The organism is Devosia sp. MC521 (assembly GCF_014127105.1).
GTDB lineage: Bacteria > Pseudomonadota > Alphaproteobacteria > Rhizobiales > Devosiaceae > Devosia.
In genome coordinates this window covers 784,939-807,349 of sequence record NZ_CP059902.1, presented here as the reverse complement: position 1 = coordinate 807,349, position 22,411 = coordinate 784,939, and the positions used below count along the sequence as shown (strand labels likewise).

Below are 22,411 nucleotides of genomic sequence, written 5' to 3'. Positions count from 1 at the left end.
AGCGAGGGATGGCAGGCCAGACAATCGCCCAATTGTCACGCTGCGGTTTTTCGCTCCTGCGATGGACGGAAATCCACCACTTCAAGGCGCGCCAAGCCACGGCGCTGCGCCCGGCGCACGGCCATGTTGGCTGCGTCTAGCACTTCCCGATCGAACGCCCCTTGCGGATTGACCACGGCGAGACCCATGCTCAGCGTGACCTGACCGGCGTGGCTTTCCTTGTTGGCGATCGCCAGTGTGCGCACGCCCGCTGCAATCTTTGCCGCGATATCGCGGGCCATCAAATTGGGCATGTCTGGCAGGACAAGGACAAAACCGGCGCGACCATTGCGCAGGCAAGCCTGCTCATTGGGCACGTGTGAGCGGATCAAATGCTCCAATTGCTCCAGGCAATCTTCCACGCCGTTGCGTCCGTAAGACGAAAAATAACTGGCGTAGACGTCCATTTCGAGGGCGAGAACGCAGAGCGAGACCTTGCGCTCAGCTGCGCTTTCCCAGGCCCGACGCAAGCTTGCGTCGATCCGTTGCGCTGGGCGAAGCTTCTTTCCGGGACGTTTGGCGATCTCGGCCTTGCCATAAGCAGGTTCAGAACCACCAGGAGCACGGCTCAGCGCTGCGCGAACGCGCGCCCAAAAGCCGTTATCACCACTCAATGTCACCCGATTCATATAGCCCGTTCCTAGGCAGAAGTCAGTTGCCCACAGTCAACACAGGTTTCAGTTAACACAAGGTAACAATACCTAGTTAGATGTGCTCAGGCGGCTCCCATTCTGGCCAATCCACAGCATGTTCTTCCCATTCTTCCGGGTCGACTTCACTTTCGAGATAAGTCCGCCCCGTTACCGAAACTCCCACATCAATAACTGTTTGCGGGTCGCCCGAAACAAGTGGGTGCCACCAGGCCAGCCCTTTTCCTTCCGCAATACGGCGATAAGCGCAGGTAGTGGGAATCCACGCGATCTCTCTCACGTTTTCGGGAGTGAGCTTAATGCAGTCCGGAACAATAGCTTTGCGGTTCGGATAGTCGGTGCATTTGCAGCTGTCCCCATCCAGCAATTGGCAACGCACGTCGGAAGTGATGAGGGTTCCCGTGTCCTCGTCTTCCAGCTTGATCAGACAGCACCGGCCACACCCATCGCAGAGCGCTTCCCACTCGGCCGTGGACATTTCTTCGAGTGTCTTCTCTTCCCAAAAGGCCATGTTTACTCAAACTGTGTTATCGTGGGGCTGGGAGAAATACTTGGGACGAAACCGTCCACGGTCATTTTCCAGTCACACCATTGCATAATGCCTGTGTCCCAGACAAATACTGGGACGACGCGGCGCGGGACCAAATCTTGCAAGATCCATTCTACATCAAGGAAAAGAAGCGAAAGCCCCAAAGCGGCATGCTGGCCGCCGACGCTTGGCTCGATTCTTCCCTTTATGAGTTTTGGAACGCGCTTGGTCGAGGCTATACGCGATTTCAGGACTTTATGTCCCGTTTTCATGTCACTGGTGTAAAGCGCTTCGTCGTCGAAATCCTGTCCGACGCCTTTTCTTTTGGGGCCATCGGCGCGGTGCTCATGACCGCCCTCGCCCTCCCCGCCTTCGACATCACCGATCGCGGAGCCTTCAATAAGGCCGAGGATTATTCGGTGATCTTCCAGGATCGTTATGGCGCCGAGATCGGCCGCCGCGGCATCCGCTCCGACGATAGCGTCGCGCTGGACCAAATGCCCGACTATCTGGTCAAGGCAACGCTGGCCACCGAAGACCGACGCTTTTACGAACACTTCGGCATTGACGTCGTCGGCACGCTGCGCGCCCTCATGAGCAATGCGCAAGGTGATCGTGGCACGCAGGGCGGCTCGTCCATCACCCAACAGCTGGCCAAAAACCTTTTCCTCTCCTCAGAGCGCACGCTCGAGCGTAAGATTGTTGAGGCGTTTTTGTCGGTCTGGCTCGAGTGGCACTACTCCAAAGACCAGATTCTCAAACTCTATTTCGACCGCGCCTATATGGGCGGCGGCAATTATGGCGTGACCGCCGCCTCTGAGTTTTACTTTGGCAAGCGCGTTCAGGACATCAACCTGTCCGAAGCCGCCATGCTGGCGGGCATGTTTAAGGCTCCGGGCAATTATGCGCCCCATATCGACCTTGCCGCTGCGCGTGGCCGCGCCAATCTGGTGCTCACCAATATGGTGGCAGCCGGCTTCCTCACTGAAGGTCAGGTGACCGCCGCGCGTCGCAATCCCGCAGCCGCCATAGATCGCCGTAAAGACATCGACTCCCCGAACTATTTCCTCGACTACGCTTTTGAGGAAACAAAGAAGAAGATCGAAGAACGCGCGGCCAACGGCAATAATTTCGTCGTCCGCACGACAATCGACACAACGCTGCAATCCTATGCCGAGGAAGCCATCACCTCGGTTATCCGCGACTCTGGCGAACAGTATCGCGTTGAGCAGGGTGCGATGGTGGTCACCGATACTGAGGGCGCAATCCGCGCCATGGTTGGCGGAACCGATTACGCCAAGAGCCAGTTCAATCGCTCGATCGTCTCTAATCGCCAACCCGGCTCCGCCTACAAGCCCTTCGTCTATGCCGAAGCGATGGAGCAACTTGGTCTCAAGCCGAGCGATCGCATTTCAGACGCGCCCGTGTGCATCGGCGATTGGTGTCCGCAGAACTATGGCCGTAGCTATCGCGGACAAACCACGCTCATCTCGGCTTTTGCCTCGTCGATCAACACCGTCCCGGTCACGCTTTCGATCAAAACCGGCCGCGATAAAATCGCCGAGTTGTCGTATCGCATGGGCCTGAGGCAGGAATATCCAGTCACGCGCTCCCTCGCCCTCGGCGTGGCGTCGGTATCCGTGCTCGATATGACCAGCTCCTACGCGGTCTTTGCCAATCATGGCTACAAAACGCCCGCATATGGCCTGACGCGCCTTATCGACTCCCGTGGCGAAACCGTTTGGGAATATGACGAAACCGTCCCGCGCGAGCGCGTTCTCTCCGAGCAGACGGTTGCCTATATGAATGAAATGATGCGCGCCGTTGTCACCTCCGGCACGGGCCGTCGCGCGCATATTGATGGCGTGCCCACCTTGGGCAAAACCGGCACCACCACTTCGTATCGCGACGCGTGGTTTGCAGGATTCACCGGCAATTATGTTGCTGCTGTGTGGTTCGGTAACGACGATTATCGCACCACCAATGATCTCACCGGCGGCCTTCTGCCGACAGTCGCCTGGCAGAAGTTCATGGCCTATGCCCATACCAATATCGCGATAAAGCCTGTCTTCGGCATTGAGTTTGATCTGCCAGAAACCCTGATCGCCGCCGCACCGGAAGAAACCGAAGAAGAGATCGCGCAACGACCGCCCAATCTCAAACCCGCTGCCGCCAGCAAGCTCCTCGACCTCGCCGCGCGCCTCTCGTCCAGCCAGTCATCGGACCAGCTTGCTACAGCGCCATCGGCCGACAGCCAGCCGACGCTCTAATCAGGTCACGCCTCCCGGCCTTCGGCGCTAAATTTTCGCAACATTCAATATACAGAAGACACCGAACAATATCTTCAGTATTTGGCCGAATCTATCTCCAGACAGCCGAACACATACTCATCAACACCCCAGAAACAAACAAATCACACCGGACTTTGTTGCATAACCGCAACTACGGGTAAATCACCAGAACAAGGCCCAGAGTCTAGTTTTATTCTTTACTGACAATAACTAAATCACGATAAGCACCAGGACAAAAATTCACAAAACCAGAATACCAGATACACCTCACATTCTTGAAGTCTAAACACAATCATGGAACCATATGGGCCTCAACCAATGGGCGAGGGCTAAATGTTCAAGAAACTTGTTATTGCAGCCGCTGCTAGCACAGCAGTTACTCCTGCAGTCTTTGCTGCAGACTTGTATACTCCAGTTGCAGACCCACCAGTTTACACCGCATCTGGCTTTGACTGGACCGGCATCTACGCCGGCGCCGTCGGCGGCTATGTGTGGGGGCGTAGCGAAGTGATAGACCCAACAGGGGGTCTTCCCACGACAATCGTTAACCCGTCAGGTGGGCAAGTCGGCATCACTGCCGGCGTGAATGGGCAGTTCGATCAGTTTGTTTTGGGCCTGGAAGGCGAAATTCTCTGGTCAGGTGTCACCGGAACAGCGCCAATACCTACATTCACTGATATTACGACCGTCAAATCAAATTGGCAGGGCGCAATCAAAGCCCGAGCAGGCGTCGCCCTTGACAAGGTCCTTATATATGCGCACGGCGGCTTAGCATTTGCGGATTACTACAGCTCAGTACACACTGCCGGTGGTGCATTGCTCGTTGACTACCGCACTAGCCGTACAGGGTGGACTGTTGGCGCAGGCGTTGAAATGGCAGTCACTGACAACGTGACTATCAAGGCTGAGTATGCCTACACGGACTTCGGCAAGTGGACAGGGGTGTACACAACCCCAGCCGGAACTCCTTTTGATACAGACTTCACATACCACACCCACGCGATCAAAGCTGGCGTGAACTTCCACTTCTAATCCTCAAAAGTCACTCTCACGAAACTCCGCAGAATTCGGATTCTGCGGAGTTTTTATTTCAATATTGCAAGTCACGCCTGGCCCCCTCTTCGCAGCATACCCAATCGCCAAACGAATGTTGCAGCCCAGCCACTACGGGAAAGTAACAATACAAACACATAGTTCCAGTTTTTTATTTGCCACCAGCAAGTAAACACCGCCTAATTTCAAAATGAACCAAATCTAGATGCTTCGGCAAGTTATTGAATAAACCAAATAAAACTGCGAGTATACACAGATAAATAACTGCGCGAGAAGCAAATGATCAAGAGACTTGTTATCGTTACAGCAGTACTTACTGCACTTCCTCCTGCAGTGTTTGCTGCAGATTTGTATGCTCCAGTTGCAAATCCACCAGCTGAAGACCCGCAAGAACTGGCTCGCTGAGCCTGCGGCTGCGATTGTGGTCGTCTGATTTCCGTGTTTGAGCAGATTTGGCGCGGCGTTTGGCGATCGGCGGTGCCCATTGACGGCGTTTCCCGGTCATCCGGGCAGACTCATGGCGCGGTTGCGCGCTTTTCGTGGAAGACGAGGCGGTCGAAGTTGTAGGCCAGATTGGCCAAGGTGAGTTTGGCCTCGGCCCGTGCAATGCCGATGGTGCGGATGAACAGACCGAACCGGTTCTTCTGATGAGCGAAGACATGCTCGACCCTGGCACGTATCGCGGACTTGGCCGCATTGGCCCGTGCGGTCGCGATCGGCATCGGCTTGCCCTTGGGCTTGCGTCGATGAATGCGGCTGGTCAGCATACGATCAGCCAGCCAGGCCTCATTGCTCTGTGATCTGTAGGCGCTGTCGGCCCAGACCTCGCTGCCGGTGTTTTCCCGATCGATCACATGGCGCAGCATCCGGCCGTCAGGATGGGAGGCGGAGGTCACCGCTGCAGCCCGGATGAAGCCATAGCGCCGGTCGATGCTGATGTGACTTTTATAGCCGAACACCGGAGTGGCGATCATGGGCAGGGGCGAGCCGTCTGGCCGGTAGCGCACCTTGCCGCCGATCTTGAGCGTCCAGCGGGCGTCGGTATCCTTCTGTGCGGCTTTAGCCGGCTCGTTCGGCCAGATCTCGTCAGCCGACTGGCCTGCCTTGATGGCCTCCCGCTCGCCATCGGTATTGCGCTGTTTGGGTGCCGGCACCAGCGAAGCATCCACGATCTGCCCCGACATCGGGATGTAACCCTTCTTGTGCAGTTGCCAGTCGAACGCCTTCATCACCCGCTTGAGCGTGCCGGTCTGGGTCATGCGGTTGCGGAAATGGCGGATCGTGTTCTCATCGGGCGTGCGATCGCCGAGCGAGAACCCCAGGAAGCGCATCCAACTCAGGCGGTCCCGGATCATGAACTCTGTGCGGGCATCGGACAGGTTGTGCTGTGCCTGCAGGATCAGGATCTTGAACATGGCCACCGGATCGAACGGCGGCCGACCGCCTTTGCTGCCGTCACTGTAGCCAAGCCCCTCCACCAGCCAGGACCGGAAATACTCGAAATCCACCGTCCGCTCCAAAACCTCGAGCGGATCGCCGTGTTGGCTCAAGGCTTCGAGGTGATCGTTCAGGCTGAAAAGCGAATGCGGGTCCATGATGACGCTCCATGATCGGGCGACATCAATGAATCATGACTGCATCAAAGCCGCCAAGGGTTTTTGCGGACGTCCAGCTTACACCGCATCTGGCTTTGACTGGACCGGCATGTACGCCGGCGCCGTCGGCGGCTATGTGTGGGGACGTAGCGTCGCCGGCACTACCGGCAGCGCCGTCACCACGACTATTGACCCGTCTGGCAGTCAGATCGGCGTCACCGCAGGTGTGAATGCTCAGTTTGACCAGTTCGTCCTCGGGCTCGAAGGCGAAGTCCTTTGGTCTGGCGTAAAAGGCACCGGTACAATTACAAATCGCACAGACGTCGCCACCATCAAATCAGAGTGGCAAGGTGCTATCAAAGCCCGCGCCGGCGTGACATTCGATCAGGTCCTCGTCTACGCGCACGGCGGCTTTGCCTTCGCCGATTATAGCGCTTCTGTGAACACTGGCGGGGGAGTTTTCCGCGGAGACAATCGTACAGGCCGCACCGGCTGGACAGTCGGCGCGGGTGTCGAAATGGCGATCAATGAAAACGTCAGCGTTAAAGCTGAATATGCTTATTCGGACTTCGGAAAATGGACCGGAACGGTCTCCAACGGCCTCGGTAGCACCGACTTCCAATATCACACCCACGCAGTCAAAGCAGGTGTGAACTTCCACTTCTGAGTTTCCACTCCCGTGCATGGGGTAGTTGGGGCAGCTTCGGCTGCCCTAACCTTTTCGGCGCTTCGGTGACCCAGCCCTATTTGCACTGACCTGAGCGCTACAGCCTTCCGCCCCACCGTCGCGCAGAGCATTTCTCTAACCCAAATCATCACGCCTCACAGAGGAGCGGTTTATTTCAAAACAAGATCGACGCAATAAATCACAAACATCAAGACCCAATTAATCAGAGATAACACCTATTGAAAAACTATATAGAATCCGGTTACTTCAGTACTACAAGAAACAAGCGAGGCCAAAATGTCAAATAGACTTGTTATTGTAGCAATAGCTATTACCGCAATGACTCACACATCCTTTGCTTCAGACTTACACACCCCGGCCACCACCCCACCAGCTTTCACGTCATCTGGCTTTGACTGGACCGGCAGCTATGCCGGCGCGGTGGGAGGCTATGTGTGGGGGCGTAGTGAAATTATAGATCCGACCGGCTTTGTCACCACTACAACTACTAACCCATCGGGCGGCCTACTCGGCATAACCGCTGGCGTGAACGGCCAGTTTGATCAGTTTGTATTGGGACTGGAAGGAGAAATCCTCTGGCCTGGCCTCTCAGGGACCGCAACGGTTCCTTTAGGCACTGACATCGTCACCATCAGATCTGATTGGCAGGGCGCCATAAAAGCCCGCGCTGGTGTGGCGTTCAACCAAGTTCTTGTCTATGCACACGGCGGCCTCGCCTTTACGGACTTCTACAGCCCAATTCACGACTTAAGTGGCGTTTGGCAAGTTGACTATCGTACCAGTCGTACGGGCTGGACTGTCGGCGCTGGCGTCGAAATGGCTGTCACTGACAACGTCACTGTGAAAGCAGAATACGCTTATTCAGACTTTGGCAAATGGGCCGGCACCTACTCCAACGGCGGCAATGTCGAGTTCACTCACCACACCCACGCGATCAAAGCTGGTGTGAACTTCCACTTCTGAGTTCCTCCTCCCGTGCATGGGGTGATTAGGGCAGCTTCGGCTGCCCTAATCTTTTCAACGGTTCCATCCCCTCGCCCCTTCCGAAGCAGCCGCGCGGTTGCTACAACTTCCTAGTCTGCAACAGCTTCGGTTCCTGTCGCCCATGCCCTATTTGCGAATGAGCTGAGCGCCGTGGCCTTTGTCCTCCGCCTCCTCGTTGCTATCGCCGTCGCGCTGAGCATTGGCTTTGGCCTGAGCTACTACGCCCTCACCGATGGCCGGTTCATCGCTGCAAACATGCTCGGCCCTTGGATCACCTGGCAAGATGTCGGCGTGCCGAACCCCCATCCCTATACGCGCAGCCAGATTGCGCGCGAAGGCGCGTTGCAACTCGGCCGCAGCGAGGGCCTGCGTTTCACCGCCGCAACGGACAGCGCTGGCAAGGCTCTTGATCTCAGCTGCACCTACCGCATCTCTGGCCGCGTTCCGATTTCGAGCTTTTGGACTTTGTCTGCCGTCGACAGCGACTGGCGCAATCTGGCCGCACCAGGCGAAGACCTTGCCTTGCGCTCCAGCGAGCTCGTCCGCGACAACGATCGCAGCTTCCGGATTTATGTCGGCCCACATGTCATGCCGATGAACTGGCTTGAACTCGCCGGCAGCGGCCAATACGAGCTGGTGCTCACGCTCTATGACACCACGGCCTTTTCCGGCTTCACCAATGACACGGTCATGCCCTCCATCACCGAGGAGCATTGCCCGTGATCCGCAGTTTTCTCTGGCTCTTAGGCGGCGCAATTCTGGGCGGCATCATCCATATTGTGGTGATCCTGTCCTTGCCAAGCCTGGCCGAAAACACCTCTTGGACCCGTATTTCAGCCCTCGATGCCGATCACACAATGCTCGTCCTACCTGCCATTACGGCTGGTGGTGACAACCCATTGCAGCTCGATCCCGAGCTCGTCTACGGCATTTGCAAAATCGACATCAATGAGGCGCCCGCCTTCGTGCAAGGCACGCTGCCCGACGCATTCTGGTCGGTCGCCGTCTATAATTCGGATGGCATCATCACCTATTCGACGACCAATCGCGATGGCATCGGGCAGACCATTGAGCTCGGAATGTTCAACTCAGCCCAAACCCAACTCCTCGCCCAGCAGCAGATTGAAGTGTCACCCAATCTCTTGGTTGTAGAGATGGCGCATAACGAAGCGGTTGTCGTCGTCCGCGCCGCGCCGCCGCATGACGTTATGCGCCCCCGCTTTGAGGCTGCCCTCGCCGCCGTCAGCTGTGGCCCTCGCCCATGATGAGCTCAGAGACTTTCCACGCACACTTGTCGGCCGTAGTTACGCGGTATCGTGCCGATGTTGCCGAGCCCGGTGAACATCTCGCCCTGCTCCGCTGGCAGATGGACAATAACCACCGCCTTGATCTGCGTGATACTTTCCCCGGCCATATCACCACCAGCGCGCTGGTGATCTCGCCGGCCAAGGACAAGATCTTACTCATAGATCACGTCACCATCGGCCGTTGGCTGCAGCCCGGCGGGCATTATGAACCCAGCGACAGTTTCTGGGCTTCGGCTCTGCGTGAGGCTGTTGAAGAGACCGGCGTTATCGGCGCAGTGCTTCACCCATGGCACAAAGGCGATCTCCCGCTCGTTATCGACAGTCACGATGTGCCCGGAAAGCCCGCGCGCAATGAACCGCCCCACGTCCACCATGATTTGCAATATGTGTTTGTCGCCAGTGCTGACCAGCCTCTGACGGCCCAGCTGGACGAAGTTCATGCGGCCCAATGGCAAGATTTTTCTGCCCTTGCCGCAATTTCCACCCGCGCCGCCAAACGCATTCTCGCGCTTTAAAGCAGCGCCAGCCCGCCCGACACCGTAGCCAGTCCAAGCACGACCAGCCAACTCGGCACTTTGGCAAAAACCAATAGCGCAAAGCCGATCAGCGCCAGCGCGAAATCCAGCCAGCTCCCGACGCCGCTGATAAACACCGGGTCGTACAGGGCTGCGGCGAGCAAACCGACCACGGCAGCATTTGCTCCTGCCATAGCCGCTCGCGCTTGTGCCTTTGTTGCCAGCGCCGCCCAAAAAGGCAAAACTCCAATCAGCAAGAGCATGCCGGGCAAAAATATCGCCACAAGCGCAATGGCCGCACCCGACACGCCATGGCTTAGGGCGCCCAGATAAGCCGCGAAGGTGAAGAGCGGTCCGGGCACGGCTTGCGTCGCGCCATAACCAGCGAGAAACGCATCCTTGCTGACCCAGCCAGAGCCCACCACCTCTGCCTCAAGCAACGGCAAAACCACATGCCCGCCGCCGAACACCAGCGCCCCCGCGCGATAGAACGCGTCGAACAGCGCTACGCCGCCCCCTGCCCCAGCCAAAAGCGGCAAGCCAACCAACAGCACGACGAAGGCGATCAGCGCCCCAATACCAACGCCCTTTGACACCAGCGGTAGTGCGTCGCCCCCCTTGCCCGCAACATGACGACAGATCACCAGCCCAAGCAGCCCGCCCATCCCGATGGCCGCCATCTGCCCAAAACTGCCGCCAATCAGCACTACCAGTACAATCGAACCCATTGCGATGGCGATGCGCGGCAGGTCCGGCGTCAGGCTTTTGGCCATGCCGTAAATCGCCTGCACCACCACAGCGACAGCAACGAGTTTGAGCCCATGCACAATCCCCTGCGCCAGCGGCCCCTCAAACGCGGCAGCACCGAGCGCAAAGAGCACAAGAAGAATTGCGGATGGGAGGGTGAAAGCGACCCAGGCCGCCAATGCGCCGAGAGGCCCCGCGCGTTGCAAGCCTAGGGCAAAGCCAAGTTGGCTCGATGCTGGTCCGGGCAGAAACTGACACAGCGCGACCAGATCGGCGTAAGCGCTCTCGCTCACCCAGTTTCGCTTGGTCACCAGCTCATCGCGAAAATAGCCAAGGTGGGCGATAGGCCCACCAAAGCTGGTCACACCGAGCTTGAGAAATGTGAAAAAGACTTCGGCAGGCGTTCCGCGCTTATTCTCCGTCGTCACGCCCACCCCGTGCTCACATCATTTCGGAACGATGTTCTCTCGATCAATCGCCATAGTCTGATAACGCGACGGTATTGTGAAGCTTGGCCCACGATTGGCGCCATTGCCACCATCACCGCAGAAGTCATGACGGTTGGCCCGGTCAACCCAAGGCCGGAGCTTGCGCAGGTTCTCATCGACGCCCATGGATTGCTCATGCGGCGTTTCCACCAGCAAATGATCAAGCGCATAGGAATAGCTGAGATAGCGATAATTCAGTGCCCGCACGAACCAGTCGATATGCCAATCGTTTTCGGTTTTGCGCGCCTGCATATTGGTGCGCACATCGGTCCCAACCGCTGGCAGGCTAGACGCCGCAATCTGGCGCTGGCGATCGACTTCCACCACGGCACAAATCGATGCGAAAGTGCTGCTCACCGTATCGAGATCGGCCAGAATATGCCGACCAACGGTGGAATAGCGGGTCCGCGACGAGTTGTATTGTTCGTTGCGCAGCCAATTGTAATAGCGTTCTTCGGTGAACCGGAAGTCGGTGGCCGAACTCAACCGTGTCCGTTGCAACTCCACCGCGCCATCGAACAGCCAATCCTTGCTGTGCGCAGCCGTGACGAAGCGCCAAGTGCGGTTATGCATTTCCCGCTCTTGGTCGGTCATGTTGAAGTTGGACACCGGCTCCTTGCGGATCTTAGCAATCACACCACCAACAGCAGGCATTGCCGTATCCTGTGTAAAACTTGGCCGCGCCCGGCCGAAGTCGCTCACTGGTCGCGCAACGCAACCGGCGAGAGCCGCAGCCACAATCGCGCCAAGGACTAACCGCTGGCCGATTCTAAAAATTCTATCCGCGCTTTCGCTTGCGCCTTTTGGCATCTAGGTTCGTTTCAGGTGTTAAAGAGCCGCGTTCGTAGCGCACCCCAGTAAACAGTAATATCTGGGCGTCAACGCTTTTCAGTTGTGGCTTAGTCTGGCGCCTTCTGCGCCCGTCTATATGCAACACATCAGCCAAAATGGCCTCCATTGTGCGCCACTCCCCCTTTCCAGTGAGGGCAGCGAGTTGGAAGTTGATCGTCCTGCGCGACGCCCCTCGCGCAAATGCCATTAAGAGATCGTCAAGGTTAACAGCCTATTAACGAATTGCCAGCAATGGTGGGTCAGCATCGGTTTTGATGTAAATTGTGATTCAGTGGTTCCGCCGCAAATGCTTGGTTTTCAGCCGTACGAGACATTTCAGCTTCTGATTGAAACGGGTGGTGTCGATCGCACCAACACGCTGCTCATCGCCGCGTGTGATGCATACGCCCGCCGCGGCAAGCCAACCATTCCCGAAATGGAACAGTTTGAAACTCTGGCAGCGCGCCTCTTCCCGGCCGCGACAGATCAGGCTCGTTCTAAGGCCGCAGCCCTTCTCGGGCGCGCCGAACATCTGTCTCCCATGCTCGAAAACCTCGTCATCGAGAACATTGGCGACGATCTGATTGATTTCCTGCGCAGCGCGCCAGAGCTGTCCGAACAGACCATGTTCACCCTGCTCGAGCGTTTCGGTGCACCGGCAGCCGCAGCCATCGCCACGCGTGGCGACATGACCGACGCTGTCTTGTCCAAGCTCTTCCAGATGAATTCGCGCAAAGTTTATCGCGCGCTCGCAGCGAACTTGCACATTGTGCCAAAGGGCGCTTTTGTCAGCGCCTTGGCCCGTTCGGCGACCATGGATCACTTGGTTGCAGAAGCTCTCGGCAATCGCGAAGATTTTGACGCTGGCCTGCTCGCACCGGCCTTCTTTGACCTTTCCGATGAAAACCGCATCAAGGTCATTCGCTCTTTTGCCCACCGCTCTACCCCAGTGGCTCCAATCGCCCGCACCATTGAGCAGCTCTCCGTCGCTACGGCTGATCTAACCAAGGCGCTGATGAAACTCTTCACCGAGAACCGTCGCCCCGAAGTCACCAAGCTCTTGTCGCAGATCACGGGTCTGGATGAAGTGCGGTGCGGCCAGATCGCCCACGACGTGACCGGCGCATCGCTTTTCGTCATCCTGCGCGCTTTTGGTGCGACGTCTTACGATGGCTTGAAAGTGCTGATCCACGCCACCAGCCAGGACGGTGATCGTTCCAAGTCGCTGGCCGAGTTTGCCATCCTGTTCAACGACATCGCTCCGGCCTCCATGGCCTATCTGATGAGCGCTTGGCGTGGTGAAGTGAACCTGCTGGAGCTGACCAAGCCAGAATACGTGCCACTCAATCAGGACAGCAAGCGGACCGCCAAGCTGGCCACTGCGCACAATGCCATTGTCGATCAGGCAATCGACGCTTTGGCCAAGATTGGTATTCGTCGCGCCGTTTAACGCGGCTCGACGATATCAATACCCGGGTCATCCCCGCGCATATCAAGGCTAATTACCCAGAGATCGGGGTCAAACTCAGTCTCTTGGTTGATGCGATCACGCACTTTGAGCAGGTCCACATGGGAAAAGCGGCGCTGAAACACCAGCCCCGCCCCATCTCCAGCGCTCAGCATGGGCGCGGGCGTAAACAGGCTCCGTGTTCCATCGAGATGATCGATCTCGATGAAAACCTGCCCGGCGATGGGGTCCCCTCGCCGCGCAAGCACACACATATTGCCCAGATCATTGTGGCGGCGCACAAACGCCATGCACCACAGATCGCTTCTGAGGCGTCCCACTTAGATCGTCGCGCCCGCAGTCACCAACAGATCCACCAGATCAGGCTGAACCTGGCCGGTCATCTTGTAGCGATGGAAGTTCTCGAACTCGCGGATCGCGCGCGCCGTTTCCGGCCCCGGCTTGCCGTCGATTGGCGCTCGGAAGAACCCGAGGCTGGCCAAGCCACGCTGGATCTGCATCACCAGTTCTGCGTCGTTCGCAGGCAAAACCTTCACGGTTTCAGCAACCGGCGTCGCGGTCGCAGCAGGTGCTGGAGCCGCAACTGGAGTTGGCGGCTGAGCAGGCTCTAGCGACGCGACAAGCGTCGGTGCGGGCTGCGGCGCTGATGCGACCACTGGCTGAGCCATCAGCGCAACCGATGGAGTCGGCGTTGTTGGCGCAGCTTCGGGCGAACTCATATTGGCCAAAATGCCATCGATTGTCGTCGCTGCGGCATGCGCAACTTGCGGCTGCGGTTGAACCACAGGCGCGACTTCCGGCGTCGGCGGCGCAATTGGTGGCAAAACGACAGCCTGCGGCTGAACAGGCGGCGCGATCATTTCTGGCTGCGGCGCAGGCTGCACCACCGGCACAGGTGCTGGCGCTGGCGCATAATAGACCTGCTGCACTGGCTCTGGCGTGCGGATTGGCGTCGTAATCGCCTGTTCCTGCACGGGCTGCGAGCGAGCACCAGACACACGGCCTGCTGCATCAGAATTCAGAATAGCATCGACAACAGATTTGTCAGCAGAACCCGTTGGGTTCATCCCATTGCGATTCTGGAACTGGCGGATAGCGGCGGCGGTCTGTGGGCCGTAATAGCCGTCGACCTTGCCAGCGAACAGCTGCAGTTCGACCAGCTTCTTCTGCACGGCGAACATCTGCGCATTGCCCACTGGCTCGTCCGGCACCGCGTTCTGCACAGGCGCACTGGCATAGGTTGGGGTCTGCGTCGGCTGGGTCAGAACAGTCTGCTGTGCTGGCGCGAGCGCGACCTCTTCCAATGCAGGTCGATCGACAACAGGCGTCGGCATGACGGCATTGACCTGGCTGGTCTGCACGAAAAATGGCGACGGATGTTCGGTCGTTTGCATGAACAGCGCATTGCTGCCCGCCATTGCCGACAGGGTCACCATGGCAAGAACAGCCGTGGATGCCAATGGCGCGCGCATATAGCGGTCAAACGACCAATAACCAGCTTTGGTCAAGGTCGTAACCACAACGCTCCCCGCCATCAGCGGAAGCTGGGAAAGGGTGTTCGTTGTCATTGTGCTTTTCTTTTTTCGCTTGGCCATGAGAGTGTGGATGCAGCCTGTGGCTCACGATGAAGAGGAAGGACTTCGGCGGTTTCAAGGCCACCATTTGGTCCTGCGATCGGCAGGAGAACGGTAATCGTCGTCCCCGCCCCGATCTCTGACATGGCACGTAATGTGCCCCCGTGCAGTTCGACCATTCCCTTAACGATGGAGAGGCCAAGCCCCGTGCCTTCGTATGTGCGGTTCAGGCCATCTTGCACCTGGAAGAAAGGCTCGCCAATGCGGGCGAGTGCCGCTGGTGCCATGCCGATACCATTGTCTCGAACCGAGATATTGATCGACTGGCCCTGACGCTTGACGGACACCGCCACATCGCCGCCTTCATGGCTGAACTTTATGGCGTTAGAGAGGAGGTTGATCAGAATCTGGCGGCAGACACGCTCATCAGCGTGCAGCGTCGGCAGGCCCTGCTCCACATCCGTACGCAGCGAGACGCGGCGCTCCTGAGCCATTGTGTCGACCATGGACACGCAAGCCGGAACAATCTCTGCCGGAACCAGCGGCTCGGCATGAATTTCAAACTTGCCCGCTTCGATACGCGACATGTCGAGCAACATGCCCACCACGTCGAGAAGGTGACGACCGCTCTGCTTGATCAGTGTCGCATATTCCATATGCGAAGGCGAAAGCTCGCCACCGATCCCCGAGGTCATCATTTCCGAAAAACCGACCACAGCATTGAGCGGCGTGCGCAGTTCATGCCCGATGGTGGCGAGGAAACGCGACTTGGCTTGCGAGGCATCTTCAGCAGCGCGACGGGCTTCGCTCATCGTCACTTCGGCATCCTTGCGCGCCGTAATATCGCGCAGCAAGCCAATAACATCGTGACGACCAGCCTTAGCTTCTTCTTCCAGAATGGGCGAAAGCTGAATTTCGCACCACACGAAGCGCGGCACATTGGAGTTCGACCGTGGGTCTTCCTGGCGCACACGCGCTTCAATCGTGCGGCTACGTCTGCCTTCAGAAGCATCGGCGAATGCGGTCAGGAATACAGGGCGATCCAGCACATGCAGACGCTCGCCGAGGCCACGACCGCTGATCTGATAGCGTGGGCAACCAAACAGGCTTTCCGAAGCGCGCGACGCAAGCAGCACGATGCCGTCAGTGCCAAAGCGCAGCACGGCGTCCTGAACATGCTCCACCAAATGGCGGTATGCGTTCATCTGCGCCTTTTCCTGGCTGTCAGCCCGCTGGCTGACGCAGTGCGCCGAATAGGTGACGATCCCGCAGCTCACAACGAAGGCCAACATGCCCGCGATCTGCAACGCCAGTGCACTGTCCATAACGCGCGGCAGGCCAAGCAGCGAAGCGCTGATGCTGATCATCAGAATTGGCGCCAGCATGATCCAGCTGACAACGCGCAGACGCGTCTTGGTGGTCAGTACGGCCAGAATCGGACCGAGCAGCGCGACCGCAAGGCCAGCGTCGACCAAGGCGCGATCGGCAACGGAGAGCACCAGGCCAGAGGCCATAAGAACTGTAACATTGGCAGCAGCAGCGGCGTCATAGCGGCCCGCGCGCACCATAGAGAGCGCGATCAAACCACCTGCCAGCACGCTTGCCGCCAGAATAAAGGCAACGCCCGAGCCCGACACAAGGCCGTAAACAGCGGGGAACATGCCGACCAGGGCAACGACGATGAAAATGCGTGCGGTATTTCCGATGGCCTGCAAGCGCATGACTTCTGGGAAACTACCCGTGTCCAGCGAGGCAAGGGTATTGCCCCATTTGGCTCCGAAGAGACTGAAGTTACGCATCAACACACTACTCACACTACCGACGCCTGTCTGAACTGTTGGGTTCAGATGTGGGCTCTGCCGCCCTCGCCCGACTGATCGGGTCTCGTATGTGAGCAACCTCGTCCGCCAACCTCTAATGCAGGTTTAAACTCGGGGGGCGTCTAACGCTTTATGGGGAGTTTCGACCGTGTTTCAAAAAACAGCGTAAACAGGTTATTGCCAAGGCACCCCCCGTGGTCGCAATTGATTCAACCTTTCTACAAAAGGTCCAACAGATTGTAGCTAATCCGCGCTAGGGTGCGCCTAACCTACGGATTCCCTAGGGGGATTGGCGATCATGTTCCTTTTGCGCTGCGCATTTTGGCTCACATTGGCCTTCATCATCATCGCCCCAAGCGCTGAATTGAGGGATCGCGCCACCGCGACTGCAACACAGGCTGTCGCTGTCGGCACCGCCCAAGTCGCCAAGGGCGTAGAATCAATTCCCTGCGATTCTTGGGAATGCGTCACGGGCAAAGCCGTCGCCACTGTCGCTCTAAACTCGGTAGTGCCGCCCCTGCCCGAAGAGCTGCCGGCGGCCGGCAAGCTCGTCACCGTCACCATGCCCGTTCCGCGCCCTGCCGATCTCATCTAATCTCTACAAGAGGCTCTGGCGCTCGCGCACACCATCTCTTAGATAGTGCTTTATGACCCAGCCTCAAAAATTCCAGGAAATCGCCGAGAACCTGTCTTTCCTAGACGATTGGGAAGACCAGTTCGAATATATCATCGAGCTCGGCAAGGCCCTCCCCAAACTCTCCGACGCCCAGCGTGTGCCCGAGAACAAGGTCAGCGGTTGCGTGGCCCAAGTCTGGCTCGCCGTCGAGCAGACCCCGTCCGATGCTGGCCCGGTGTTCCACATCAAGGGCGAAAGCGACGCTATGATCGTTCAGGGCCTCGTCGCTGTGCTGCTCGCTCTTTATTCGGATCGCCCGGCTTCGGAAATCGCGGCCACTGACGCGATGGCTATCTTTGACGAGATGGGCCTGCGTGAGCATCTCACCACCCAGCGCAGCAATGGCCTGATATCGATGGTCAATCGCATCCGCGCTCAAGCGCAAGCTGCCTAAGTCGCCAAACCGCCGAAGCCGCTGCATCAGCGGCTTTTCGGCAAACTCACACGCCATCGCCGCATCTGCGCGTCGCGTACTAGGTTGAATTGCCCCGCAACACCTCAGTCCGGGAACATCGCGGGCCGCTCAAGCAACCAGCCCTTCACCCCCTGCCCCTCACCGACAGCCCGCGCATTGATCCCCCAGCGCTCCGCTAGGTGCTCAAGCGCGATCCGCAGCACCAGCTTCGCGCCCCGACGTGGCCATTGCCTCTGCGTTTCAATATCTTGCAGTCCGAGCTGATAGAAACACACGTCACTGAGCACCGCCCAGCAGTCCCGCGGGAGTGTTTGCGCCAGCCGGTTTAACTGTGCCCGCGCTTCGGCCGCACTCAGCGCCATATCTCCTTGCGGCGCACCGCCTGCTTTATTGCCAATGCGCGTCGGGTCATAAGACATGGTCACCCGCTGGTTGAGACGCGCTCTCCAAAACAGCGCAGTCAACCGCCGCGCCGCCTCCACATGATGGTCGAGTAAAAACAATTGCGCGCCGCTGCCCTTGGCAAGCCGAAGGATCGGGTCCGGCAGAGCCCCGCTCATGCCCCGGCCCCTTCAATCAAGCTTTCCAGCCGAAAGACTTCCGTTTCGAAAGCCGGATCATCGCGCATATCTTCGATCAAAGCGCAGGCATACGAGACAGTGGTCCTATCCCGCCCAAATGCCGCCCCCACAGCGGTCAAGGCCAGCCCGAGCCACACATGGCACAGATACATCGCCAGTTGCCGCGCAAATGCAGTTTCAGCTCGACAACGGGATTTGTTTATTAGCAGTCGAATAGGTGTGCGCTTCTCGCGAGCGACCAGTTCAACGATGCGCCTTACAGAAAGATCGCGTGGCGCGATGTGAACTAAGTTATTTGCCCAATCCGAAGCAGATACGCTCAATGAGTGCATGATTAGCTTCCGATAACTACTAGGACGATAGTCCTAATAATCTAGCAAAGCTAGCGAGCGGGGATAAGTTCGGCAAAAGAGAGTAAATTACAAAAGGAAATGGCCACTCCAAAGGAGCGGCCACTTACAGAATTCTTATTTCAGGACAGTAACTTAAGCCTTGCGGCCCAGACCGTTGTCCTTCGCCAGCTTCGAGCGTGTTGCCGAATAGCTTGGAGCGACCATTGGGTAGTCTGCAGGCAGGCCCCACTTTTCGCGGTATTCTTCTGGCGACAAGTTGTAGTGGGTGCGCAGGTGGCGCTTCAGCGACTTAAACTTCTTACCGTCTTCGAGGCAGATGATGTAGTCGTTGTTAACAGACTTGCGAACAGGAACAGCTGGCTTGAGCTCTTCAACCTGAACAGCAGGTTCGTTGGTGCGCAGTGTACGCAGAGCATTGTGAACATCAGAAATTAGACGCGGCAGATCACCGGGGCTAACAGCATTGTGGCTCACGTATGCAGAGACGATTTCGGTGCTGAGTTCAACCAAGTCAGATTCAGCACTGACGAACGAGCCGGTATCGTCGTTCATTTTTCAACCTTTCGATTATTATTCTATTTGGACGGTGTCAGGGGCAGACCCGTCATACTTCACCTGTTAAAACCGTTTACTAGCTAGCGCAACCCCCGCAAGCAGCAGGAAGATGAACGTATTGTCGCGTTTTATCGATCCTGAGATTTTTCGCGCGCTGAGCCAAATTCATCGAGTATCGTGTTTTTATTTGGACTGTGACCGGCAAAGTAGCTGGCACGCGCCAATAAATGCGCTGACACCGGAGTGGTCAGCAGTAAGAAACTAATTCCAATAAAGGCCCGCAATGAGACTGCGACGTCTTGACTTAAAAAAGCAACGGCCAGCAACACCAAACCGCCACCGACCGCACCTGCTTTAGACGCCGCGTGCATTCTTGTATAAAGATCGGGAAGACGCAAGACGCCAACAGCGGCTAAAAAGGAAAATGCCGCACCACAAACAAGAACAATACATCCAAAATATATTAGAAGCTGAGACAGCATCATTCAACTTCCTGTCCAATACGTGATTTCTGCCCCGCTTTAATCAGGATGTATCGCGCCAGAGCAATAGTGGCGAGAAAGCCTAAAAGCGCGACCGCGATAGCTATATCCAAATACAGCATCAGCCCCGTCCGAACAGCCACTGCGGCAATCAAGCCCATCGCAATAACTGTTAGTAAATCGAGCGCCAACACGCGATCGCCTAGTGTTGGCCCAATAATGATACGGATAACAGACAAGAGCAACGCCATAGACAGTAACGTCAGCGCGATCAGACTTGCCCAATCAAGTGCGATTTCGGGTGTCACTGAAACACCTCCTTGACCTGCTTCTCAAAGCCATTGGCAATTTCAGCGATGAGCGCGTCCCGGCTCTCGAGGCTAATCGTGTGGACATAGAGAAACTTCTTGTCCTCTGAAACATCAACACTCAGTGTTCCGGGCGTCAGCGTCACGAGATTGGCTAGGATTGTAATCTCAGCCTCAGATGTCACAGTCAGCGGCACTTTTACAAAGGCCGGACGAATGACTTTGTGCATGTCAGGCCGCGCCACCAGTACAGCCACCTTCACAGCGCTCGCCATAAGCTCATAGGCAAAGCTCCCGGCCAGCCGAGCGATGCGCATCGCCCGCTTGCTCACCCCGGGGCTAAACAAGTTCTGTCGCAGCAACAGCACCGCCACCAGCCCGATCACCGCGCCGAACAGCAGATTGGCGAGAGTGAAATTGCCGTTTATCCCGGCCCAGAGCAGGGCCATGACAATAATTGTGGCGACAGTACTCATTTCCCGTCCTCTGCCAGATTGGTGGCTGCAATATAGCGGCTTGGGTCAACGATGTCGGCCGCGCCCTGCTTAATATTGGCCATCAGGGGGCCCGGCCACAGGCCCAGCAAGATGATCGCCACGGTAAGACCGCCCACCGCGCCAAGGCCAATCTGCCCGCGCTTCCCAAGCGGCAGCACCGTGCTGCTCACATGCTCGGATGTCTCCCCCTCCGGTCCATTGCGCCAGAACACATGGGCCCAGAGGCGCGTACCCGCAATCAAAGTCAGCACAGCATTGATCAGCAGCGACCACAGCAACCAATTGCCCACCCAGCTCCCCTCGCCCGCGACGCCATCTGCAAAGCTGGCTTCCAGAAGCAGAAGTTTTGGCCAGAACCCAAGAAACGGCGGCACGCCCGCTGCGGCCAGCACCAGAACAAGAAACAACACCGACAGCGGCGCATGCTTGGCATAAAGCCCGCCCATTTTGCGCGTATTGGTCTGCCCCGTCACTTTCTCGATCACGCCAACCACCATGTAGAGTGCGGTCATGGTCAAAATGGCGTGGACGATATAGAGGCCTGATCCGGCCAGACCCGTCTCGCTTGGAATAGCCAGGCCGACCATGGCCGCGCCAATCCCGCCGATAACGAAAAATCCAATAGCCCGCCGCAAATTGGTTTCGGCAATCGCCCCGAGCGGAGCCACCAGCAGCGTTCCAATGACCAGCGCGGCAATGACCGGCTCGAGCAGCTCGCGGCTCCCCGGCAACACGGCCACCAACGAGCGAATGAGCGCATAGACGCCAATCTTGGTGAGGAGCCCAGCAAACAGCGCCGACACGGCTGGCGCTGGCGTGTGATAAGACGCCGGAAGCCACGCATTGACCGGAAACGCCGCCGCCTTCATGCCGAAGGCCAAGAGCAGCAGCGCAGCGATACCCGCCATAGCGGCCGGATTCGCGCTGGGCGCCAGCAGCAAAATATCAGCCATATTGAGCGTCCCGACCGAACCATAGGTCAGGCCGAGCGAGAGCAGAAACAGCGTCGTCGCGAGGAAGTTCAGAAAGCCGTATTTAATCGCCCCATCGAGCTGAAGCGGACGCGATCCCTGTACCAAAAGGCCAAAGGACGCGATCAGCATCACTTCAAACCAGACATAGAGATTGAAGAGGTCGCCGGTCAGGAACGCCCCCGTCACACCCGCGAGCAACAGCAGCACCTGCGAATGGAATGCGTCCTTACTGTCCGCTTCCGCTCGGTCGGCCTCAGCATAAATCAACACCACGAAGGTGACGATGGAAGCGACCAGCGCGAAAGTCGCGCCAAACAGATCTGCCGTCAGAGCAATCCCGAAAGGCGGGAACCACTTGCCCATGGTCATGCTCGCCGGCCCGTTGGCCACAACGTCGAGCAGAAGTTGCACTTCGCAGGCGATGATCACGCCGACGATGATCAGCGCGCCAATCAGCGGCGCCTTATTGATCTGACGCAGCGCCAACAGCGCAGCAGCACCCATCAGTGCCAGAGCGACGGGCAGCACCAGCACCCAATCGGCAAGTGGCGTCGCCATTTCGATCATTGCGCCCGTGGTATCGACTGGAGAGGTAGAAGGACTTGCCATCGGATCAATAGCTCAGCGGCGGCTGCGGAGCGTCTTTCGGCTCGGCGAGGCGCATGGTGTCAGTATTGTCGGCATCAAGGCTCTGATAGGCGCGGAACGCCAGCACCAGCAAAAAGGCGAACATCGAAAAGCCGATAACAATGGCCGTCAGGATCAGCGCTTGCGGCAATGGATTGGCGATCACGCCCTCCGGCACGCTCTGTCCCCAAGGCACAATCGGCGCGACTTCGCGGGTCACACGACCACTGGTGAAAATCAGCAAATTGACGCCATTGCCGAAAATGGTCATGCCGATCAGCATCCGGATCACCGAACGCGACAACAGCAGATAGACCCCCAGCGCAATGAAAAGCCCGACGAGGCCCGCAAGAATATAGTCCAT

Annotated in this window: 27 protein-coding genes; 10 read left to right on the top strand and 17 right to left on the bottom strand. The window is 57.6% G+C overall.

The genetic code is table 11. The annotated features are described in order from the left end of the window. Positions 1 to 35 precede the first annotated feature (35 nt). Together H4N61_RS03870 and H4N61_RS03865 are read right to left on the bottom strand one after the other, a co-directional pair. Positions 36 to 668 carry a diguanylate cyclase gene (locus H4N61_RS03870; RefSeq protein ID WP_169194668.1) on the bottom strand — a complete coding sequence of 211 codons (633 nt, stop codon included), beginning with the start codon at positions 666 to 668 and terminating at the stop codon, positions 36 to 38. A 76-nt stretch (positions 669 to 744) separates the two neighbouring features. Beyond that, complete coding sequence (locus tag H4N61_RS03865; protein ID WP_169194667.1) at positions 745 to 1,200, bottom strand: YcgN family cysteine cluster protein; 456 nt, start codon at positions 1,198 to 1,200, stop codon at positions 745 to 747. 137 nt (positions 1,201 to 1,337) lie between these two features. Between H4N61_RS03865 and H4N61_RS03860 the strand changes: the two genes are divergently transcribed. Further along, positions 1,338 to 3,488 (top strand): PBP1A family penicillin-binding protein, encoded by a 2,151-nt coding sequence (locus H4N61_RS03860; RefSeq protein ID WP_169194666.1) that lies wholly within the window; start codon positions 1,338 to 1,340, stop codon positions 3,486 to 3,488. A 354-nt stretch (positions 3,489 to 3,842) separates the two neighbouring features. Then, a complete protein-coding gene (locus H4N61_RS03855) occupies positions 3,843 to 4,541 on the top strand; it encodes an outer membrane protein (RefSeq protein ID WP_182395048.1) in 699 nt (232 codons plus the stop codon). Positions 4,542 to 4,875: 334 nt separating this feature from the next. On the opposite strand, the gene H4N61_RS03850 is transcribed toward H4N61_RS03855, so the two are convergent. Together H4N61_RS03850 and H4N61_RS03845 are read right to left on the bottom strand one after the other, a co-directional pair. Continuing rightward, positions 4,876 to 5,067, bottom strand: a complete 192-nt coding sequence (locus H4N61_RS03850) for a hypothetical protein (RefSeq protein WP_182395047.1) — start codon at positions 5,065 to 5,067, stop codon at positions 4,876 to 4,878. 10 nt (positions 5,068 to 5,077) lie between these two features. After that, positions 5,078 to 6,157, bottom strand: coding sequence for a transposase (locus tag H4N61_RS03845; RefSeq protein ID WP_182394168.1), 1,080 nt, complete (start codon positions 6,155 to 6,157; stop codon positions 5,078 to 5,080). 28 nt (positions 6,158 to 6,185) lie between these two features. Here H4N61_RS03845 and H4N61_RS03840 point away from each other — a divergent pair, with 28 nt between their 5' ends. The 5 genes from H4N61_RS03840 to H4N61_RS03820 all read left to right on the top strand — a co-directional run bounded on the left by H4N61_RS03840 (position 6,186) and on the right by H4N61_RS03820 (position 9,651). Beyond that, positions 6,186 to 6,824, top strand: a complete 639-nt coding sequence (locus H4N61_RS03840; protein WP_182395046.1) for an outer membrane protein — start codon at positions 6,186 to 6,188, stop codon at positions 6,822 to 6,824. Between the two features lie 339 nt (positions 6,825 to 7,163). Beyond that, the gene (locus tag H4N61_RS03835; protein WP_182395045.1) at positions 7,164 to 7,808 is read left to right on the top strand and encodes an outer membrane protein; all 645 of its coding nucleotides are present in this window, start codon (positions 7,164 to 7,166) and stop codon (positions 7,806 to 7,808) included. A gap of 171 nt (positions 7,809 to 7,979) precedes the next feature. Further along, complete coding sequence (locus H4N61_RS03830; RefSeq protein ID WP_182395044.1) at positions 7,980 to 8,552, top strand: DUF1214 domain-containing protein; 573 nt, start codon at positions 7,980 to 7,982, stop codon at positions 8,550 to 8,552. Further along, positions 8,549 to 9,094 carry a hypothetical protein gene (locus H4N61_RS03825; RefSeq protein ID WP_169194661.1) on the top strand — a complete coding sequence of 182 codons (546 nt, stop codon included), beginning with the start codon at positions 8,549 to 8,551 and terminating at the stop codon, positions 9,092 to 9,094. Before H4N61_RS03830 ends, H4N61_RS03825 begins: the two co-directional genes overlap by 4 nt. Continuing rightward, positions 9,091 to 9,651: an NUDIX domain-containing protein gene (locus tag H4N61_RS03820; RefSeq protein ID WP_182395043.1), complete on the top strand. Its 561-nt coding sequence runs from the start codon at positions 9,091 to 9,093 to the stop codon at positions 9,649 to 9,651. Before H4N61_RS03825 ends, H4N61_RS03820 begins: the two co-directional genes overlap by 4 nt. Here the strand turns inward: H4N61_RS03820 and chrA are convergent. Continuing rightward, on the bottom strand, positions 9,648 to 10,826 hold the full coding sequence (gene chrA / locus H4N61_RS03815) for a chromate efflux transporter (protein WP_248306561.1): 1,179 nt from the start codon (positions 10,824 to 10,826) through the stop codon (positions 9,648 to 9,650). The two genes, H4N61_RS03820 and chrA, sit on opposite strands and share 4 nt — an antisense overlap. Before the next feature lie 18 nt (positions 10,827 to 10,844). Further along, positions 10,845 to 11,540, bottom strand: coding sequence for a hypothetical protein (locus H4N61_RS03810; RefSeq protein WP_169194658.1), 696 nt, complete (start codon positions 11,538 to 11,540; stop codon positions 10,845 to 10,847). Positions 11,541 to 12,024: 484 nt separating this feature from the next. On the opposite strand from H4N61_RS03810, the gene H4N61_RS03805 reads away from it, so the two are divergent. Beyond that, positions 12,025 to 13,167 carry a DUF2336 domain-containing protein gene (locus tag H4N61_RS03805; RefSeq protein ID WP_169194657.1) on the top strand — a complete coding sequence of 381 codons (1,143 nt, stop codon included), beginning with the start codon at positions 12,025 to 12,027 and terminating at the stop codon, positions 13,165 to 13,167. On the opposite strand, the gene H4N61_RS03800 is transcribed toward H4N61_RS03805, so the two are convergent. The 3 genes from H4N61_RS03800 to H4N61_RS03790 are packed head-to-tail and all read right to left on the bottom strand — an operon-like array spanning position 13,164 to position 16,558. After that, positions 13,164 to 13,505, bottom strand: coding sequence for a DUF1491 family protein (locus H4N61_RS03800; protein WP_282567618.1), 342 nt, complete (start codon positions 13,503 to 13,505; stop codon positions 13,164 to 13,166). The genes H4N61_RS03805 and H4N61_RS03800 overlap by 4 nt on opposite strands. After that, a complete protein-coding gene (locus H4N61_RS03795; protein WP_169194655.1) occupies positions 13,506 to 14,753 on the bottom strand; it encodes a peptidoglycan-binding domain-containing protein in 1,248 nt (415 codons plus the stop codon). Then, a complete protein-coding gene (locus H4N61_RS03790; RefSeq protein ID WP_182395041.1) occupies positions 14,750 to 16,558 on the bottom strand; it encodes a PAS domain-containing sensor histidine kinase in 1,809 nt (602 codons plus the stop codon). The genes H4N61_RS03795 and H4N61_RS03790 overlap by 4 nt, the downstream gene beginning before the upstream one ends. A 319-nt stretch (positions 16,559 to 16,877) precedes the next feature. On the opposite strand from H4N61_RS03790, the gene H4N61_RS03785 reads away from it, so the two are divergent. After that, positions 16,878 to 17,174, top strand: coding sequence for a hypothetical protein (locus tag H4N61_RS03785; protein ID WP_169194653.1), 297 nt, complete (start codon positions 16,878 to 16,880; stop codon positions 17,172 to 17,174). A 52-nt stretch (positions 17,175 to 17,226) separates the two neighbouring features. Beyond that, positions 17,227 to 17,649, top strand: coding sequence for a SufE family protein (locus H4N61_RS03780; RefSeq protein WP_169194652.1), 423 nt, complete (start codon positions 17,227 to 17,229; stop codon positions 17,647 to 17,649). Positions 17,650 to 17,753: 104 nt separating this feature from the next. Here H4N61_RS03780 and H4N61_RS03775 read toward each other — a convergent pair whose 3' ends face one another. The 8 genes from H4N61_RS03775 to H4N61_RS03740 form a co-directional block, all read right to left on the bottom strand. Then, positions 17,754 to 18,230, bottom strand: coding sequence for a DUF6456 domain-containing protein (locus H4N61_RS03775; protein ID WP_169194651.1), 477 nt, complete (start codon positions 18,228 to 18,230; stop codon positions 17,754 to 17,756). Then, the gene (locus tag H4N61_RS03770) at positions 18,227 to 18,583 is read right to left on the bottom strand and encodes a helix-turn-helix domain-containing protein (protein ID WP_182395039.1); all 357 of its coding nucleotides are present in this window, start codon (positions 18,581 to 18,583) and stop codon (positions 18,227 to 18,229) included. The genes H4N61_RS03775 and H4N61_RS03770 overlap by 4 nt, the downstream gene beginning before the upstream one ends. Positions 18,584 to 18,736: 153 nt before the next feature. Then, on the bottom strand, positions 18,737 to 19,156 hold the full coding sequence (locus H4N61_RS03765; protein ID WP_169194649.1) for a MucR family transcriptional regulator: 420 nt from the start codon (positions 19,154 to 19,156) through the stop codon (positions 18,737 to 18,739). Between the two features lie 131 nt (positions 19,157 to 19,287). Beyond that, positions 19,288 to 19,641: a monovalent cation/H(+) antiporter subunit G gene (gene mnhG, locus H4N61_RS03760; protein WP_182395926.1), complete on the bottom strand. Its 354-nt coding sequence runs from the start codon at positions 19,639 to 19,641 to the stop codon at positions 19,288 to 19,290. Further along, complete coding sequence (locus H4N61_RS03755; RefSeq protein ID WP_349236479.1) at positions 19,641 to 19,892, bottom strand: monovalent cation/H+ antiporter complex subunit F; 252 nt, start codon at positions 19,890 to 19,892, stop codon at positions 19,641 to 19,643. Before H4N61_RS03755 ends, mnhG begins: the two co-directional genes overlap by 1 nt. Before the next feature lie 53 nt (positions 19,893 to 19,945). Beyond that, a complete protein-coding gene (locus H4N61_RS03750) occupies positions 19,946 to 20,425 on the bottom strand; it encodes a Na+/H+ antiporter subunit E (protein WP_169194647.1) in 480 nt (159 codons plus the stop codon). Then, the gene (locus H4N61_RS03745) at positions 20,422 to 22,029 is read right to left on the bottom strand and encodes a proton-conducting transporter membrane subunit (RefSeq protein WP_169194646.1); all 1,608 of its coding nucleotides are present in this window, start codon (positions 22,027 to 22,029) and stop codon (positions 20,422 to 20,424) included. The genes H4N61_RS03750 and H4N61_RS03745 overlap by 4 nt, the downstream gene beginning before the upstream one ends. 4 nt (positions 22,030 to 22,033) lie before the next feature. Beyond that, the gene (locus tag H4N61_RS03740; protein WP_169194645.1) at positions 22,034 to 22,411 is read right to left on the bottom strand and encodes a Na+/H+ antiporter subunit C; all 378 of its coding nucleotides are present in this window, start codon (positions 22,409 to 22,411) and stop codon (positions 22,034 to 22,036) included.